General features: G+C 47.0%; 16 protein-coding genes, 1 tRNA gene and 1 pseudogene. 1 reads left to right on the top strand and 17 read right to left on the bottom strand.

Annotated elements, in window-relative coordinates; translation table 11 throughout:
• From tnpA to BUF15_RS19675, 12 genes and pseudogenes are all read right to left on the bottom strand, one after another.
• Positions 1-258, bottom strand: a 258-nt coding sequence (gene tnpA, locus BUF15_RS19610; RefSeq protein WP_327021884.1) for an IS66 family insertion sequence element accessory protein TnpA, incomplete at its 3' end; no start/stop codon positions are given.
• A 462-nt stretch (positions 259-720) separates the two neighbouring features.
• A complete protein-coding gene (locus BUF15_RS19615; RefSeq protein WP_073615418.1) occupies positions 721-1914 on the bottom strand; it encodes a leucine-rich repeat domain-containing protein in 1194 nt (397 codons plus the stop codon).
• A 1062-nt stretch (positions 1915-2976) separates the two neighbouring features.
• Positions 2977-3075: pseudogene (locus BUF15_RS28415) on the bottom strand (IS1595 family transposase); the annotation flags it as partial.
• Between the two features lie 119 nt (positions 3076-3194).
• Complete coding sequence (locus BUF15_RS19625) at positions 3195-4697, bottom strand: hypothetical protein (protein WP_073615420.1); 1503 nt, start codon at positions 4695-4697, stop codon at positions 3195-3197.
• A gap of 779 nt (positions 4698-5476) precedes the next feature.
• Complete coding sequence (locus BUF15_RS19635; RefSeq protein ID WP_073615422.1) at positions 5477-6826, bottom strand: DUF6035 family protein; 1350 nt, start codon at positions 6824-6826, stop codon at positions 5477-5479.
• Positions 6827-7312: 486 nt separating this feature from the next.
• Positions 7313-7936: a hypothetical protein gene (locus BUF15_RS19645; RefSeq protein WP_073615424.1), complete on the bottom strand. Its 624-nt coding sequence runs from the start codon at positions 7934-7936 to the stop codon at positions 7313-7315.
• Entirely contained in the window at positions 7933-8589 is a 657-nt protein-coding gene (locus BUF15_RS19650) for a hypothetical protein (RefSeq protein ID WP_073615425.1), read from the bottom strand. The genes BUF15_RS19645 and BUF15_RS19650 overlap by 4 nt, the downstream gene beginning before the upstream one ends.
• Entirely contained in the window at positions 8586-8885 is a 300-nt protein-coding gene (locus BUF15_RS19655) for a hypothetical protein (RefSeq protein WP_073615426.1), read from the bottom strand. The genes BUF15_RS19650 and BUF15_RS19655 overlap by 4 nt, the downstream gene beginning before the upstream one ends.
• Positions 8882-9139, bottom strand: coding sequence for a hypothetical protein (locus BUF15_RS19660; protein WP_073615427.1), 258 nt, complete (start codon positions 9137-9139; stop codon positions 8882-8884). The genes BUF15_RS19655 and BUF15_RS19660 overlap by 4 nt, the downstream gene beginning before the upstream one ends.
• 84 nt (positions 9140-9223) lie before the next feature.
• Positions 9224-9430, bottom strand: a complete 207-nt coding sequence (locus BUF15_RS19665) for a hypothetical protein (RefSeq protein ID WP_073615428.1) — start codon at positions 9428-9430, stop codon at positions 9224-9226.
• 150 nt (positions 9431-9580) lie between these two features.
• The gene (locus BUF15_RS19670; RefSeq protein WP_073615429.1) at positions 9581-9793 is read right to left on the bottom strand and encodes a hypothetical protein; all 213 of its coding nucleotides are present in this window, start codon (positions 9791-9793) and stop codon (positions 9581-9583) included.
• Entirely contained in the window at positions 9784-11823 is a 2040-nt protein-coding gene (locus BUF15_RS19675; protein WP_073615430.1) for an AAA family ATPase, read from the bottom strand. The genes BUF15_RS19670 and BUF15_RS19675 overlap by 10 nt, the downstream gene beginning before the upstream one ends.
• Here BUF15_RS19675 and BUF15_RS19680 point away from each other — a divergent pair.
• Positions 11814-12056 carry a hypothetical protein gene (locus BUF15_RS19680; protein WP_073615431.1) on the top strand — a complete coding sequence of 81 codons (243 nt, stop codon included), beginning with the start codon at positions 11814-11816 and terminating at the stop codon, positions 12054-12056. The genes BUF15_RS19675 and BUF15_RS19680 overlap by 10 nt on opposite strands.
• A 58-nt stretch (positions 12057-12114) precedes the next feature.
• Here BUF15_RS19680 and BUF15_RS19685 read toward each other — a convergent pair whose 3' ends face one another.
• From BUF15_RS19685 to glnA, 5 genes are all read right to left on the bottom strand, one after another.
• Positions 12115-12375: a MerR family transcriptional regulator gene (locus BUF15_RS19685; RefSeq protein ID WP_073615432.1), complete on the bottom strand. Its 261-nt coding sequence runs from the start codon at positions 12373-12375 to the stop codon at positions 12115-12117.
• Between the two features lie 496 nt (positions 12376-12871).
• Positions 12872-12948 (bottom strand) — tRNA-Arg (locus BUF15_RS19690).
• A 96-nt stretch (positions 12949-13044) separates the two neighbouring features.
• Positions 13045-15375 carry a cysteine--tRNA ligase gene (gene cysS / locus BUF15_RS19695; protein ID WP_073615433.1) on the bottom strand — a complete coding sequence of 777 codons (2331 nt, stop codon included), beginning with the start codon at positions 15373-15375 and terminating at the stop codon, positions 13045-13047.
• A 146-nt stretch (positions 15376-15521) separates the two neighbouring features.
• Positions 15522-15998, bottom strand: a complete 477-nt coding sequence (locus tag BUF15_RS19700; protein ID WP_073615434.1) for a DciA family protein — start codon at positions 15996-15998, stop codon at positions 15522-15524.
• Positions 15999-16153: 155 nt separating this feature from the next.
• A complete protein-coding gene (gene glnA, locus BUF15_RS19705; protein ID WP_073615435.1) occupies positions 16154-17482 on the bottom strand; it encodes a type I glutamate--ammonia ligase in 1329 nt (442 codons plus the stop codon).
• Between the last annotated feature and the right edge of the window lie 127 nt (positions 17483-17609).

Raw genomic sequence — 17609 nt, forward strand, 5'->3', positions numbered from 1 at the left:
GACCAACCGGACAGTATTGAAACCTGAACTCTGCTTTTCCTGGACCTGGGATTGTACCGCAAGAGGAAAAAAACGCGGTTGCGGTTCGTGAGAAACCTTCAATGAGCTCTTTCGACGCCAGTAACCAAATGTCGCCAAAGAGAGCATGTTCTCCCGGCAATATGATGATTGCGTCAGGCCGCTACTCTCCCATGAGCGGATGTGTTCCTGCCAATATTCCTGCTTGGCCGACCGATTCTTGCTATGCTCTGTTTTCATTGTGCCCTCCCGTGGTCTGGTTTGCCACAATGAAACAGATTGTTAACGATATGAAAAGATGGCGTTTGTTGAGCGCTTACATTTTACGCGATTTGACTAGAAAGTACCATCGGGCATCAACACCATCCACAATGGAGCAGCTTTCAGTAGTCACCATGCCCAAAGCGGCACGAGGGAAACTCCTGGGCTCACAGTGGACACCTCATATTATGATGGATTTCCGAAACACAGAAGTGTCTCCTGTAATTATTAGATAAATTTACTCTAACCCTAAATAACTCTGGCGAGCTTATATATATAATGCGAGGAAATAGCATAACTGATGGCAAGCAATCTGTTTTAAATTTGCTTCCAATTTCTAAAAAAGTATCACACTATATTTGCTCAAAATATGATTTAAGATCGTCTATCTGAGCACCGATTATTATAATAATATTAATTATACAAAATAATATAAATTGTTTATATATCGTACAGAAAATCGGCCTGAATATACTCCATAATATCCACATCTAACATGTTTTCAGCTAATTTGTAATTTCCACTTAAATGAAGTTCAATGTTGGGAATATCAAATAGCTCATAAGGAATTGATAAAAGCTCACAGCAATAATCAAGGTTTAGCAATTTCAACATTTTTAATTTTAATACATCTATTGGTAAAGTCACCAAATTGCTTCCTGCCAAATATAGTTCCTCAATATCATGTAATGTATAAATCTCTTTTGGCAATTCTGCGAATCGGGCATACGTTAAATCTAATACTTTAAGATTTCTTAATTTTACAATATCTTGCGATAAATAATTAAGATGCATCAGGCTTAGATTTTCTAGGTTTGAAAGATTGTAAATATCACTTGGAATGTTTCCATTTCTCGAGGTGATAGTCATTTTTTTCAAATTCGAAAGGTTTCTTATCTCTGTTGGGATAATATCGCAATTGAAGATGCTAAGATCTTCTAAATTTTCAAGTTTGCCTATAGAATAAGGGATGTAAGAAATTGCTTGCGAAGGATCTAGTTCTAGTTTCCTTAATTTTGTTAAGGTATGAATTGTTTTGGGTAATATTATGTCATTATCAAAAGGCGGCTGGTTAATTATAAATAATTCTTCTAAATTCTTTACTCTGCATATTTTCTCGGGAATTTTTATTGCAGCCCAGTTGATAATCGATAAATGTTTAAGTTTTGTTAAGTTGCTGATCTCGCCAGGCAGATCGTCAGATACATATGATTGTATTTGCAAACGCTCCAAGTGTATAAATTTCTTAAATATATTCCTCAAAATTTCCTCGGAACAATTGTCAGCATAGATAGTTTTTACATTTCTGGCGATAGCATTATTTAGCATATAATTACAAGTGGTAATATTGTCTCCATATATTGATATTTTTGTAATTATATTTGAATCGGAATCATCTTTTTCAACAAATCCCCTACCATTTGGCGATCTCACGATCGCTTTTCCAGGATTGTTTTTAGCCCATTCTGTTGCTTCTTTAAATGTAGTAAAATATAGCTGCTGCTTTACTGCTTCTTTTGATATTTGTTCTTTATCTCCCGGGAAATATCCATCTCTGACCGCGTGGTGTATACCAGCTGCTATTTCATCCTCAGTGAAAGCCTCATTGGGGAATCCTTTATAATTTTTTCTCATATTAGATAAGTAAAAACCAGGTTGTCAATTGATATATTATCAAATAGCCACAGCGATTTGCGCATAATTTGGACTTTTTATGTTGTGGGCAGTGCAAGTGAGCATCAAAAAATCAGCATTTCTTTGAAGTATCACTCGGTAATGTTCATCGTATTAATCCGATGGTCTAATGCCTATACTCAATTTCCGGCCATCGTTGTTTTTAATATCTATCACGTTGTTTTTTGTGAATTGTCTGAGTGATTTATTGATTGTGCCAAAATCAGAAAACCTAAATGCCTGCCGGATTAATAAGATATTGCCAAATAAGGAGTCCTTTTCATTTCCTATTCATAACTAAGAGTTATACTAATTGATAGTCACAAAGAATGATTACACGACATTTGGTCCATGGGAGGCTACTAACACCACGAAAGAAAAATGTCAATAAATGTAGTTAGGCAACCTGCACGATTACACAACACAATCAATCACATCGAGACCATGAAGAACTGCACCACTTGATAGCAGATAGCGCATTGGATAGCAAATCTCAATTCAGATTATTAACTTTACATGGAGATGATGAGCTCAAGCGAAAAGGTCAGCTGAACGGCTCAACCATCGAACAGGCGGAATGTTGAGTCTCCTACTATCAAGCCCGACAGGAAACGATCCACGATTGATCAGGTTGTTCCACAAGATCCACGGAATATTTTGATCGCGTTATGCTGTAACGATAAACTCCCCGGTGGAGAGTCAGTGCGTGTATGCTTGAACTAATCCCTATATAAACCTTTCCAGGAATTGAATAACCTTGCATCTCCTCTTCTCCTCAACCAGAACATTCTCGGATGCAATATCGGTTGGTGGGTGGTCTTCAGAATCTGGTATCTTTGTGGGTGGTACACTGATGAATGTCTGATAAAAGGGGCATTAGCTACGATTATATTTACCGCTGAAACTGAGCTTCAAAATGCGCTGGGGCTATGTTTTGTATGGGTTGATCGCCTGGCCAGATTCGGTACCATCGCCTCTCTAACGAATCGGTTTTTGAAAAGGAAGAAACTCGGCCAATTAGCCAGGCAAGTGCTTAGAGCTAACCGGGGTGGTGTGTCTTCTATGAATCGCATTCTTGACGTTGCCGAGCATGGTATTGAACCAGCGGAAGCTCTTGTTCTGAGAGTCATCATAGATTCGAGATTCTTTAAACTGACCATAAATCGCCACCAATTTGCAAAGGCACTCAAAAGGATTATATATATCTGAATTTAGTCAAATATCGCAAGGCTCATGAAAATTCAGTTCTCATACCCGTACCAGCCGACACCTATATATGTCCAGTAATCTGGCCAAGTGATCATTATGTAGTTCTTTTCTGCTTCACTGGCCGTAAAATAATGACTATCTCCGGCATAAGAATAGAACTGGTATATAGGCTTCGTTCCAGGCTCCTGAGTTGAATTGCCATACCATGCGACACCTATATACTGCCAATGCTGAGGCCATGTGGATATAATGTAATTCTTTTCCTCCTCATTTTTAGTGAAATAATGACTTTCGGTAGAAGGCGCATAAAAATGATAAATTGGAATAGTTCCAGGTTGCGGATTAGCATAACCATACCAGCCGATGCCAATATATTTCCAGTAGTCTAACCAATTAGCAAATATTTTATCTTTATCTGCTTCGTCTGCGGTGAAATAATGGCTCTCGCCAACTTGTGAATAAAATTGATAAATTGGGACTCGACTATTATCATATATCAACCATGCAGAACGGCCAGTTATTTGGACATCTCCCGACACATAAGATATATCGTCATAAATCTCATTAGCAGAAGAACTTGATGCAGCACCGCAAAAAGTTGGCCCTAAACATGAATATAACCGTGTGACGTTTATTGGCATGTATGGATTTGTTAGAGTATATCCAGTGGTAGAAAAAGACTGCTTGTACCAACTTGTAACCCCAATGGCCTCAATCTCCGCATAAGTATAATATGCTTCTGCACTGCTTGAATCGACAGGGATAGCACTAACACCTGGAAACCAAAAATATTCAACATTTCCGAGAGGAAGTACTGCTAGTACTAAGTCATTGACATCTTTTTCCGTAGCAAACCTAAAACCATTATCTTTTGCCCATGCTTTTATCTCATTATATGACTTCCCCAATATGTTTGGGTTGTCCAAGTCAAGCCAAATCCTTGGATCACCTTCAATCTGAAAACAATCTAGATCATTAATCGTTGCCTCAACAATTGGTGAAACTAATCGGACTCGCTCAACTTTATCAAATCGAATGAAACTGGTAACTGATCCTACAGAACCTACAATATATCCATAATCATTTCTGCTCTCATCCGTATATTTTTGGAGTTCTAAATAGCTATATTCATCAGCTCTTTGGTAAATATCACCGCCAATGGCAACTCCACTGTAGTACCAGTTATAGTAAGTGGTTGTCCCATTAGGAGTCACACAGTACGTGTCGAGAAAATTAACCAGAAAAGGCGCAAGGACATATTCGGCATCGGCACCAATGTCAAAATTGTAATGAATACTATCTCGTGTGCTCTCTAAAGAGCCATCTGTGTTATATACGTGCATAACGGTACTAGAATCATCATATGTGACCGTGAACAATTCGTAGCGTCTACCAACCTCATAACCCTCGCCCACATTTTCTGATTTCTCTGACAACGTTCCGTATACTGTCTCAGTGACTATTTTCGCTTCAGCATCTCCGTAAAGAATAAAGAAAAGTGAAATAATCAATAATAACATCTGAGGTCCTTTCATGTTTGTGCGTCCTTTTCCTAGTCTTTTTTTTTTTTCGGATTAAAATCGCCATAAACCATGTGGTGAGAGGCAGTTTTGATGACGCAAAATTCGTTCCGCTAGTCAGCGAGGTCTGGTGTCGGCTATTCCGGCATTATTACAGACTTCTCGTTTTAACCTCATGGTACTGATTATGACTACTTTCGGACAAATAAAGCCTGTTAGCCATCGGTAAAAAACAGTTTTTGTTGGCACTTCTCTTCTGTCCCGAAAGCCGCATGAAACTGTGGCACACTATAGCCATTCTGGGAATGAAAGGATTCTTTGGCATGTCGACACCTCCTTAGGGAAAGATTTATGAGTATCTTGACATACCTGATGGATCATATAGTGACCCACCCCTGTAATCTTAGCTCTTGCTGAGTTTCAGGGGTAATCAGTTCTTTTTATCTAACACTAACGAAGTAATAAATAAATATTATTTGTTAGGCAAGATCAATCGCACAACACAGTCAGTCTTTGGTGATCTGGGCATCCATCCATCATGGTTTGGTTATATCTCCAGATACAATCATGATTCTTATGTCAGCCCCCTTGCCATCAGAGACAGTTCCAGGGTCAATTGTAGGACAAGGAACACCTCTCAAGGTTCCTGTTGTCAGTGAGAGATGGCTCACCAGTCTGTACCTTTGCCTGCTTCACAATGTACGTCAAAATCCCATCCAACGATGTGAATGAAGGGTTTGCCGAAAAATTAGACCTAGGAGAAATGAACACTTTCCCTCCTAAGGTCAGTAGCATTATTCAACATTGGAAAGCATGAGGCGGCAAAACGCTCCTTGTGGTATAAAAGCATCGTAAACTGGTCCAATATTCTTTGCCAATGCTATGTCCATTGTCCCTGCAATTGCACGTTCAAGTTTTTCACTCACACTCTGTCTCTCTAGTAAATCGGATCGTCTTTTCGATTGAAGCACCTGTTTTAGGAGTTCGGCAAAAGGCCATCTAGACTTAGGCTCGAGCAGAATAGAATTTACTATACTGGCTTCGTTATCTTTCCCTATTCTAGTGTTAACACATAGTTTGCCAGTCGATACAGTGGCAAGTACCCCCAAAGATTTCTCGGCATCCCAAGAGTCTCCCGGCAATTGCTCCCATAGCATGCCACCTACGTATGACTGAGTCTTGTTCCATAAAGCACCGGCCTCTTGGCCGTTTCCTTCGGCCAATGCACTAAAAAATGACGAACGCATTTTCTTTATAGTCTCATTTTCATCTCCTCTCCACTCAACCAATTTGTCGTATGAACGATTTTTGCTTCGTGGAAGGCTTCCTGGCTTACCCCAATCAATTTTATCTGCAGGTATGATTTTGTTCCTGAATTCAGGTTGGAATCCCTTCTGCGGTTCTCCAGGGATTAGCCGAAATATTCTAAAGAATGAAGCTCTGTTTTTTCGTGCCTCTTGAAGTACCTCCTCGTCCACACCAAAAATTTGACCATCATTACGCATGTATATATCTCGGAATGCGCGTCGTAAGAGTTGCGTTTGCTCCACGTCAGTTATCCACATATAGCGAATCCCGCCTCTCTTATAGAATGCTTCTCGGCGTATTATGTTTGGAATCTGTGTGGTCGAGAGTTGTATATCAAAGGCTAATGGTGTCCCTAGCCAATTTTCCACGTAGACATCCGGCCTGGCGAACGTTCCGTCATCGAGGCTTATGTGTCGCTCTTGGATGATACCTTCAGCAGTCTTCGAAAATGAAAGAATTTCGCAGAGGAGATCTTTTAATTCTTTGTGTCGTGGTCCCTCTTGGATGCCACCAAACTTTTCAGCGTCAATTTGTCGTGGGTCTCTACCTTCATCTCCACTATAGAAACAAGTCCTTGGGAAGCCCTTTCTATGCTGGAAGAATCTACGTCTTCCTCCTACATCTGGCGAGTAGACAGGCCATTCGCATTCCGCACATACAATCTTTGAAGCCTCGTTGTTTTGCTGTGCGGTAGAGGCTCTCAACTCGGAGTAACCAACCTCAGAGAGGCTATTGAGCCATAGCTCAGCATCGACCAACTGAAGACCACTTGGTCGGCGTCTATCAAGCACACTTTTTACTGTCAATCTTTCGAGCTTAGACTCTACAAGGCTCATCGGTCCTCCGGTGGCTGAGACAGACTAGATCCTATGCACCATCACCTTAATATTCTGATACTAGAGTTGATCGTTATGCACATTATTTTTTTAATTATAATCCTCTGGCTCTCCAAGACTGTTCTAAATTCAATTCCTTGACAAGGAATGCCTCCCATTGGTCCCGCCCCGCTTGATTGCCATGGAGTCGATGATATTTCGAATGTACCAGGTGCTTCACCTTTGTGCTAGTCAGTCGCCATTCCAGTAACAAGTCTTCTCGCTGCTCGATCGTCATAATACCCCCATACTAATTTATAAAAAAACGTGTAGATATATACCACTACTACCTAACAAAAACCTTACAGGCAGCAGAGGGATGCTGGTTAGGCCATGAACTTGAAAATATCTACGTCTGAAGGCATTAAGATAATTTGCCAGTATGGAGATAGCCCCGCTCTCATAATTCAGATGAGAGTGGAGCTATTTTTTAATGTGTTGAGTGGCCTAGATCATCTGGCCCAGTTTCAAAAGTAGCTTGATTACTCGGGCATCGTTCCCGGCGCTGCCTTGCAGCAGAGGCATCAGCTCACCACCGAGCCGACTGTCAAGCCTAGTAGCTATCCTTTGCGCTCGGGCAATGTTTTCTTGATATCCGGTAGCACCCCACTCTTTGGTAAGCTGGCGCTCGGTTTCACGACGCATATCAATGACCGACTGCATTTCCCTCTGCTGGTGCCACGCAACCAGTTCCTGCGCCTGCGCCGGTGCGATACCCATTTTTTTGAACGCTCGTTGAACCTCCTGAGCCTCCACAAAGGGCATAGGGAGGTCGTAAACTGTCGGTTGGTCGGCAGGCTGATCGTCAGGATGCGTGGCCTCAAGATTAAGGTCGGTCTGATCGCTGAATTGCAGCTGGTCAACACCATCAGCCTCGGCCACCATTTGGCTGATCTTGGCAGCAAACTGAGGACTACCCGGCAGTGCCACCGGAGCAGTATCGGTATCGTCAAATCCACCTGTGTTACCAAAACTCACGCCAAAGTCAGCCGGTTCTGATGAAACCGGTTCACTGGGAGCCGGTCCTGGGGTGCCAAACATTTCGTCAAATCCACGAAAATTTTCACTCATGAGAAAGCCTCCTCTTTTTCCGTAATTTCAAGCTGAAGGTCGCCCTCTGCAGTTTCGCCCGTCCAGTACCCTCCGCTGATAACAGCAGACTCACGAGGGAAATGTGCTGCGGTCAAAACGTTGCCAAAGCTCGGCGTATTGACAACACGCAGTCTTTCCGACGGTGACAGATACTCACGTGCCGCCTTCCCGATCACAAGACATGCTGTGACCTCATGACCCAGCATACTGCCCATATCGAGCAGTTCAGTATATCTGCTTTTGAGTTTTTCCAACTCGTTCGCCAATTCATCAGCTTGTCCATGGATCTCTTTAAGGCGCAGCATGACTGCCTTGTCAACAGCTTTGGCCACGGCTTTGTGGTCAGCAGATTCCCGGGCGTATGATGCCGGGTCAGGGAAAACCTGCAGGAACTTTTCCAAACGCTTTTGGGCCAGGGTGAGTCGCAGCTGTGCTCCCTCATAAACCTTGATGTCCTCGTCGGAGAGGTCCACAGAGGGGTCGAGGCTATCCTCAAAACTGTTACAAGACTCCTGGGCTGTCTTCACTGCCGTTTTCAGACTGCCCAACTGATCATTGTAAGCCGACCCTGAACTTGAAAGCATAGTCAAAACCGACTCGGTGTTGTCGCGGGATATGGTGATGTCATTCATCTCTTTTCTCCTTTTTGAGGGTAATGTTCGTCCAACATCTTTCTGACCGCTGGCGGCATCGGGCGCTCAACAATGTGCTGCTGGTACTTACTATATGTGCCGAACTGCTTTTGCATCTGGGTTGCCTCGGCCATCAAGGTGTCGTCTGTTTTCTTACCTCTATCGAGCACCCGTAACAGGACATCGTCCATGACACGCAGATGGTCCTTGAAATTTAAAATCTCAGCTGTCAGATCGATGCCGCCGGTCTCCAGCTTCGACAGTCTGTTTAATAGCTGTGCTTTTGTGGGACTCATGTTCCACCTCGCTGTTTCTGTTCTACGGCATCAAGTCGGGCCGCGATAGCCTGAAGATCCTGCTCTTTCAGGATGCTCACCAATATCCCGGCCAGATAGCCTTGCTTCGCCGCAACCTGCGGGTCCAGGGTGCCTGATTTCACTTCATTACAAAGTCCAGCCACAAAGCGCCGGACATCTTCAAGGCTCTTGAGACGCACAGCCCTTGGTTTTTTAGCGCTGGGGGAGGTAGGGGGTTCTCTCGTTGTTTTCATTTTTTCTCCTAAATACATGTTGTTAAATGTTCGAGTCGCATGCGCAGACCCTAAGTCCTATAAGGCCTGCACATGCATAAAGAGCTAGTTTTTCTGTCGATTTCCCTCCTTAATGTTGAGATTTTCGTATCCTCCACCCGACTTCAATATTTGCGTAACCTGCTCCGTCGTCAGGAATAACTGACCGCACACCCGGCATCGACGCTTTCTACGGACCTGATCGATCCGCTGATCTCGATATGCCAGGTTTTTCAAAACCAGCGTCGCACCTGAGCAGCGTGGGCAATACATGCTTGGCCTCCTGCATTTGCGCACTATGTTTGCTATCGGGCATATGTGTTTGCCCTCTCTTTATTCCCGAACCGATTTCCCAATTTCCCACTCAGCCCCCTTATAGGGGGGGCTGTGGGAATGGGAAACTTCAGTCCCAGTTTTTCCCACTCAATGGGAAACAAAAACCATAGTGAATATGACCACATAAGGGATCAATTCCCATTTGGTTCCCACTGAAACAAGAAAGTGGGAAAAATGGAGTGGGAAACGAGTGGGAAACTTTTTGACCTGGTTGTAAATGCGTTTGCTCATCAAATCGCTTGAGCAAACGCGTTTGCTCCATGCTGCAAATGCGTTTGCGTTTTTGCTCTTCATATCCATTCGATTTCCCTCCTTCCTGCTTTGGTGGGTTTATGGTCGGTATCGATCAGGCCGTCAGCCACCAACTCAGACGCCAGCCTGTATGCCGTGGTCTTGGTCAGTCCCTCGATTTCCTGGGAAGCCGCCAGTACGGTCATGCCGTCTGCCAATGCGCGGAGAAGTGCCGATTTCTTGTCAGCCTTCACGGCTGGTCTGCCCGGCTGGCGGTGGGGGGCATATCGCAGTGCCAGTGAGGTGATGGGCTGCTCATCCTCGCCGAAACCAACGACCATACTCTCGGCTGTGAAGTGCGCGTCGGCGGGTGGGGTGCCGTCTTTCATCTTGAGGGGGCGGTGAAGGGTGACGGTCATATCCTGCCGGGTCACCCGGAAGATGGCATCGACTCCACCGGCCAGGGCTGAACTGCCACGAAAGCGGCTCTTGTCGGCCAGACCGCTATGATGGATGAGCAAGACTGCACAGCCAATTTCCTCTCTGATCCGGCGTAGGTTGGTGAGCAGAGCGCCAGTATCTTTACTGCTATTCTCATCTCCAGACATGGATGCCGCCATGGTATCCGCTACCAGCAAGACAGGATCGCTGGGGCATGCCTCACGGATCTCCGCGATAAGACCCTCAACGGCAGTAGGATCATCGAGCATGACCGGGGTGGTGCTGACGAGGAGGGGAATGTCAGCGTCAGCGGGTATGCCCTTTGACTTACAAGTCGCTTCGATCCGCCGGGCCAGACCACCGAACCCTTCACCGGCTTGATAGATGACGGGGCCTTGATCGGTTGGCTTCCCGGCAAAATCGAGGCCGGCAGCTATGGAGACGCTCAGATCCAGCGCCAGGAACGACTTGAAGCTCGCAGGATCACCGAACATAACGGTTATGGTGCCAGCCTCGATGGCATGGGCCAGATAGCGTGGTTGTGGCGGGTTCTGGCGCAAATCCTGAGCCGTGCGGAACAGCTTTCCCTTTTCGATGGGCGCTGTTTGCCTGGGTGTATCAGCTGCACCGACCAGGGTTTTGGCGGCAGCAGAGTGGTTGCCAGCAGCGAATAGCCGGGTGTAGACCTCAAAGGGTGGGTAGGATTGCTCCTGCCCGAACTCCAACACGCTGCTCGAGAAGACATGGAACAGCCCATTCTCCCGGCGGATCGTTGCGCTATATCCTTCCTGAACGCTTTTTCCGGGCCTGGTCACATAGTAAAAGCCATCGTCGGCGTGGTGGAGTTGCCAGCCGACCATGACGAGCCAGGCCAGGGCGGTTTCGGCAGTTGCCTCACGGTTGAGCCGGTCGCCAGGCCGGTTGGTCATTGGCGGCTCCCACTTGTCGCTGGCAGCCTGTTTGGGTACATCCTGGGCGGTGAGCTTGCCACTCTCATCAAAGGACCTTGCGAGGTCGAGCATGAAATCGCGTTCCTCGGCGCTGACCTCTGCCATCTTGGTCAAGCTGCCTTGAATGACCGTGTAGCCGGGGGTCGGTGACACGACGAAATAGCCACGGTCTCCACGGCTCTCCAGGGTACAGAAGGACCCATACCATTTACCATCTGAGCCTTGCCGGGCTTCCTGGGAGTGAGGACCGCTGCCCTCAATTGTCCGTCCGTCATTCCCATGAACATATCTGCCTGGGCCGCTAACCTCGATCACCTTGAAAGCGAGCTTCTGGCTGCCGGGGATCTTGACGCTGGGGCATCTGTATACCAGATGACCACCGCCGTTAACGGTTGCCTGAACTGTCAGACGGCTGGCAAGCTCTGGCATCTTCTCCCGTAGCGCGTCCAGGAAAGGCTCACCGACAGACCTGGCATCGATGTCGAGGACCTCAACATGGTTGAACCCGGTGATGACCGCCAGGGCTTCGGCACCGTTGAATGACGACTCGACTTGATCCTCTGGCATAGGGTCGGTCTGGTACTGCTTCCAGGCGATCCTGGCCTTTTTTGAGGGCATCTCGACCGGGATTACGGACAGACCAGCCCGGAGGTATTTCTTCGCTGTACCGTGCAGGTCGGTCATGGCGCAGCTCTCCAGTGCCGACACCCCATAGGCTCCTGGCCCAAAGGTTTGGCTGGGTGGTCCGCTGTACAGACAGCTGTGCCATCGTCCTCGGTGGCGCAAAAAAAGCAATCTTCACACCGACCAACCTCGTCGATGGTAAAGCCTTCTTCATACCGGGGGCAGCTGTGTTCATTCGAAACCTCACACCTGTCCCATGGGGACTTGATGAACAAACTGCAAATGCTGGTTTTCTGGCAGACCTTGTGGGGCTTTGAGTGGGTGCAGGAACCACACTGTCCGAGAAAGGGCTTTACTGTCATGCTCAGCCCTCCCTCAGCTTATACGCCGACGTTCAATGAATGCAGCGATATCAGGGCCGAAATAACGTACGCTTCGACCGATCTTGATCCAGGGAAGGTCTGTGTTGTGTTCAAAACGCCATTTCTCAAGAGACTTTTCTGACATGCACAAAATGCTGGCAGTCTCTTTCTGGCTGTAGTTCCGTTCCTCGATCAAAGAGATGAACTGTTGTGATGATGAACTGTTTTGTGGCTTCGGTGTTGGGGGGCTGTGCTTCTTTGTTTCTGTGGGCATGAAAACCTCCAAATAAAAAACCCCCACTGGATAATGTTTGAAATTATCCAGTGGGGGTTTAAATTTTGGGCGCACTAAGGCTGGAAAATTTCGTTTTCCAGTTTATCCTCGGCGCATTCGTCCTTGGCCCACTATCGTGGAAGGGCGTAGGTCGTGACAGTTACTCTCCCGAATCTCTCAACCGCGCGGGCTCGGTTCCTACTACCTCTTGACTGACTATTAATAGGCTCTTTTGAGCCTTTATGTGAAAGATCTGGTACTACTCAATGACCACTATATACCACAGTATACGGCAGGTCGAAACAAAAAATTACAATATATGGTATTGATCTCGAAATAATTATGCCGTTTTCGCCCCCTCCATATCATCGTCGGGCTGGGGTCACGACGCTTCATTATGGGCCGTTTTGAGCGTTTCTCTAGCCCTAGGTTGGGAATAAGGTTGGGGAAAAAAGAACAGCCACCTACCAAAACCTTGGCAAGTGGCTGTTATTATTGGTACGCCCTGCAGGATTCGAACCTGCGACCTACGGCTTAGAAGGCCGTTGCTCTATCCAGCTGAGCTAAGAGCGCATATATGCGGATTGGTTTCGGCTATGGTTTTTATCATAGCACAATTACGGACGACATAATACCCAAACAGAATCAAAAAGCAACTGGTTCTTACGCTTATTCGATACCGCGGATTCTTTTCCAGACAGTGCCGCTTTCGGTGTCGATGACCGAAATACCCTTCCTGGCGAGCTCCTCTCGAGCAGCATCCGCAGCCTGCCAATCTTTCTTCAACCGGGCCTCTTCACGCTTTTGGATAAGCGCATTGACCTCAGGCTTTAAAGGGCAGCCTTGCAGCCGGAAGATGTTCAGCACTTCATCAAGTTTTTTGAGGCTCTCAAGGATGTACTCTTTCTGATCGCGATCCAGGTTATTGACCTGCAGAATCGGGTTGGCCCGCTTGATAAAATTATAGATCGCCGCCATCGCTTTGGATACGTTGAGGTCATCATCAAGAGCCTCATAAAACTGCTCTTCCATAGCGGAAACAAAGGCCGCAACTTCGGGATGTGGCTTACCTGGCGGCAGGCAAAGCAATTTACAGGTAAATTCATCAATTCGCCGCAGGGTCGTCCGTACACTCTCCAGCCGTTTATAGCTGAAATTGATCGGCTTGCGATAGTGGACGGCCAACAGCATCATGCGCACTTCTCGGGCAGTAAAACCGCGGCTGACAGCATCTCCCAGGGTGACGATATTCCCATTTTCATGGGACATCTTCTTACCATCGACCAGCACCATTTCTGAATGGAGCCAGTATTTCGCGAGCTGTTTGCCTGTCAACGCCTCGGAAATGGCAATCTCATTTTCGTGGTGCGGAAAGATGAGATTTCTGCTGGATGTATGGATATCCATGGTCTCGCCGAGATTACGAATAGCCATCGCCGAACATTCAACATGCCAGCTCGGCCTCACGTTTCCCCAGTCTGACTCAAAGAAGATGCCCTTTTTGAGTTCTGCCAACGTCGAGCGTTTCAGCAGCGTGAAATCACGAGGGTTGTCCTTCTCGTAATCATCAAGATCGACGGTCTTTCCCACCTGGATTTTACTCAAGTCGATACCGCTCAGTTTACCGTAGTTGCTGAACTTAGAAATATCAAAATAGATCGAACCGTTTTTCTCATAGGCATAGCCCTTATGCAGCAACTGATGAGCCATCTCAATCATGTCCTGAATATGCTCACTTGCCTTGGGATACCCGGTCGCCCTCTTAACTCCTAGCGCATCGATATCGGCCATGAAACCTTCGATATACTCTCCCGTAAACTCATTCAACGGCTTTCCTGCTATCTCAGCTCCGGCAATGGTGTTGTCGTCGATATCCGTAAAATTCATATAGGCATCGACTGAAAACCCTTTTGTCTCGAGATAGCGGGTAATAAGATCAGAAAAAATGAAGCGTCGGCAGAGCAGCAGATTGGCAGGCTCATAGGCAGTTGGCCCGCAGCTGTAAAGAGTGACACGACCATCCTTCTGCGGTGTAAAAACTTCCTTTTTCTTGCCCAGGGTATTGAAGAAGCGAAGTTGACGGCTTTTTTCCTCAACTTTTTTCGGTGGAGTAAAAAGCGGCGTGCTGAGATACCTCTCGCCACCATCGGGCAAGATAACCACTATCAGCCCCTGGTCGATAGTCTTGGCATAGTCGATGGCGGCAGACATAGCCGCACCACTACTCATCCCTACCAGAATGCCTTCGTGACGCGCCAACCTGCGCACCATGTTGAAGGCGTCTTCGTCTTCTATTGGCAGGATCGTATCGGGTTTTGACTTATCGAAAATGCCAGGCCGATACGATTCCTTCATATTCTTGAGGCCCTGAATTTTATGGCCTCTGTTCGGCTCGACCGCCAGCACCTTAACGTGGGGCTGGTGCTCCTTGAACCATTTGCAGAGCCCCATCACCGTGCCGGAGGTACCGAGCGTCGCCACAACATGGGTGACCCGACCTTCAGACTGTTCCCAGATTTCAGGTGCGGTATGTCGATAATGGGCCAGCCAGTTCGCTTCGTTATTGAACTGGTCGGTCAGGAAGTAGCGATCCGGAAATTCCCTGGCCATGGCATAGCCTTTCTCGATGGCGCCATCTGTCGCACGCTTGGCAGGGGTCAGCAGAATCTCGGCACCATAGGCCTGCATGATCTTACGGCGCTCAATCGACGCAGACTCAGGCATGACCAGAACACAGCGATACCCCTTGGCGGCGCAGACCATCGCCAGACCAATACCGGTATTGCCGCTGGTAGCTTCCAGGACGATTTTGTCTTTTGTCAGCTCGCCACTGGCTTCACCAGCTTCTATCATGGAAAGGGAGATCCTCTCCTTCACCGAACCGCCAGGATTGCGTGACTCGATCTTACCGTAAATCTGCACCCCTTCACGATTCAGCAGCCTGTTGATACGAACCAGAGGTGTATTGCCTATGACATCAAGAATAGTATCAAATAACATGGGAAACCATCGGTCGGATACTCCGGCCACTTTTCGTGTATATGATTATTAATCTTTAGTATTATATGGAAAATTTCGATCACTTTACGGAAAATACAGCCTATCGCACGAGGGTCAAGTCATTTTTTCCATGCCGCATCCGAAGATTACTCTTCACGAATACAGGCCTTGGAGAGATACCAGAAGCGGACCAGCGCATTGCGGGTAGCTTCATCTTCAATAGAGGCAGCCTGCTCCTCGAACCGCTTCAGTTCCTCTGGCGGTGGAGCAGCAAAACGCACTTTGTGCTCTTTTGGTGGCTCCTGCCCTGAAAGTTGCGGCAGTACAAAGCGAATATCGCTGATTTTCTTTTCCTGAAAAAAGTCATTGATGCTTTTTAACACCGACACTTTTTGGTATTGCAGCTGCTGCAGCCAGGCAGAGTTTTCCACCTCGACCCACAACGTTCCTTTGACAATCTTCAGGGGTTGGGCATGCGCACTGACCGTCTCATCGACGACTTTTGCCCATTGCAGGAATATTGAGTGTAATTCCATCTGCGCCTGCCAGCCCCGGTCGCGCAATACTCCCGGCAAGATAGCGGCCATTCTCTTCTGCTTATTTTCCCGCACTTCGTCTCTCATTATCGCTCCACTCGTGAACATTCTCGCTTACTGATACATGGTAATGCGAAAATCAGCAAGCAGGAGCAAGCAGCACAAAAAAAGCCCGCATGCCTCTGATGAGACATACGGGCTATAAAAGACTGCTTTCGAGCTACTAATCAGTACGACGAAGCTTAGTAAATAGTCAGGTATTTCTCAAGCTCCCAATCGGTAACACAGGTCCGGAAACTATCCCACTCCTTCTCTTTTGCAACGATATACTTCTCATAGATGTGCGGTCCGAGAGCGGTTTTACTCAATTCGGCAGCCTTGAACTCTTCAATAGCTTCCTTGAGGTTGGCCGGCAGGGTAGTGATATTTTCTGCAGCCATTTCAGCGCCGGTCATCTCGAAGATGTCATGTTTTACTTCCGGAGGCGGAGTGAGATTGTTCTTCACGCCGTCAAGGCCTGCAGAAAGCATCATGGCAAAAGCGAGATATGGGTTACATGCTGGATCCGGGCAACGAAGCTCGGTACGGGTACCCATGCCGCGTGAAGCCGGGATACGGATCAGGGCAGAACGGTTGGAAGCAGACCATGCGGAATATACCGGCGCCTCGTAGCCGGGAACAAGACGCTTGTAGGAGTTAACAAGCGGATTGGTTACCGCAGCGAATGCACGGGCATTCTTCAACAGACCAGCAATATACGAGTAACAGGTCTTGGAAAGCTTCAACGGACCGCTCTCATCAAAGAAGGCGTTGGTGCCGTCAAGATTGAACAGTGACTGGTTGGTGTGCATACCGGAACCGTTGATACCGAAAATCGGCTTCGGCATGAAGGTGGCGTGCAGACCGTACTTGGCAGCAACAGACTTCACAACCCACTTGAAGGTCACTGTGTTGTCAGCAGCAGCCAGGGCATCGGCATATTTGAAGTTAATCTCATGCTGGCCTTCGGCAACCTCATGGTGAGAGGCTTCGATCTCATAGCCCATCTTCTCCAGGGTCTCAATGATCTCACGACGGCAGTCATTGGCCATATCATCAGGATCAAGAGAGAAGTAACCTGCAGTGTCGTTGGTGATGGTGGTCGGCAGACCATCCTCGTCACGCTCAAACAGGAAGAACTCCGCCTCGGTACCGACATTCATGGTGTAGCCAAGCTCTTTGGCCTCGGCAAGGACGCGCTTAAGATTGTTACGCGGACAACCAGAGAACGGGGTTCCGTCCGGCTTATATACATCACAGATAATACGCGCTGCAGCTATTCCATCTTTATTCCGCCATGGCAGAACGGTGAAGGTGCTGTAATCCGGTTTCAGGTACATATCGGACTCGTTGATACGTACGAATCCGTCAATAGAAGAACCGTCAAACATCATGTCGCCATCAAGAGCCTTGCCAATCTGGCTCTTCGGAATAGCAACGTTTTTCATAAAACCCAGAATATCGACGAACTGCAGACGAAAAAACTGAATATTTTTATCCTCGATAATCTGCAAAATTTCTTCCCTGGTCATTTCAGGCGTCTCCTTTTCTACTAGAGTTAATTTTCACATGACTGGTATTTTTCACGTACAACCGATCAATTGGCAAAAAAATAACATTTCTGGCACATTTTGCAAGAGCAAAATGTCTATTTGTTAC

The organism is Desulfopila aestuarii DSM 18488 (assembly GCF_900143695.1).
Classification (GTDB): Bacteria; Desulfobacterota; Desulfobulbia; order Desulfobulbales; family Desulfocapsaceae; genus Desulfopila; species Desulfopila aestuarii.

Excerpts from the sequence above, each read along its gene's own strand:
- BUF15_RS19670 (WP_073615429.1), bottom strand. The coding sequence starts at position 9,793 with ATGGATATGAAGAGCAAAAACGCAAACGCATTTGCAGCATGGAGCAAA.
- BUF15_RS19700 (WP_073615434.1), bottom strand. The coding sequence starts at position 15,998 with ATGAGAGACGAAGTGCGGGAAAATAAGCAGAAGAGAATGGCCGCTATC.
- glnA (WP_073615435.1), bottom strand. The coding sequence starts at position 17,482 with ATGACCAGGGAAGAAATTTTGCAGATTATCGAGGATAAAAATATTCAG.
- BUF15_RS19645 (WP_073615424.1), bottom strand. The coding sequence starts at position 7,936 with ATGAGTGAAAATTTTCGTGGATTTGACGAAATGTTTGGCACCCCAGGA.
- BUF15_RS19615 (WP_073615418.1), bottom strand. The coding sequence starts at position 1,914 with ATGAGAAAAAATTATAAAGGATTCCCCAATGAGGCTTTCACTGAGGAT.
- BUF15_RS19655 (WP_073615426.1), bottom strand. The coding sequence starts at position 8,885 with ATGAGTCCCACAAAAGCACAGCTATTAAACAGACTGTCGAAGCTGGAG.
- BUF15_RS19650 (WP_073615425.1), bottom strand. The coding sequence starts at position 8,589 with ATGAATGACATCACCATATCCCGCGACAACACCGAGTCGGTTTTGACT.
- BUF15_RS19635 (WP_073615422.1), bottom strand. The coding sequence starts at position 6,826 with ATGAGCCTTGTAGAGTCTAAGCTCGAAAGATTGACAGTAAAAAGTGTG.
- BUF15_RS19625 (WP_073615420.1), bottom strand. The coding sequence starts at position 4,697 with ATGAAAGGACCTCAGATGTTATTATTGATTATTTCACTTTTCTTTATT.
- BUF15_RS19685 (WP_073615432.1), bottom strand. The coding sequence starts at position 12,375 with ATGCCCACAGAAACAAAGAAGCACAGCCCCCCAACACCGAAGCCACAA.
- BUF15_RS19660 (WP_073615427.1), bottom strand. The coding sequence starts at position 9,139 with ATGAAAACAACGAGAGAACCCCCTACCTCCCCCAGCGCTAAAAAACCA.
- BUF15_RS19665 (WP_073615428.1), bottom strand. The coding sequence starts at position 9,430 with ATGTATTGCCCACGCTGCTCAGGTGCGACGCTGGTTTTGAAAAACCTG.
- cysS (WP_073615433.1), bottom strand. The coding sequence starts at position 15,375 with ATGTTATTTGATACTATTCTTGATGTCATAGGCAATACACCTCTGGTT.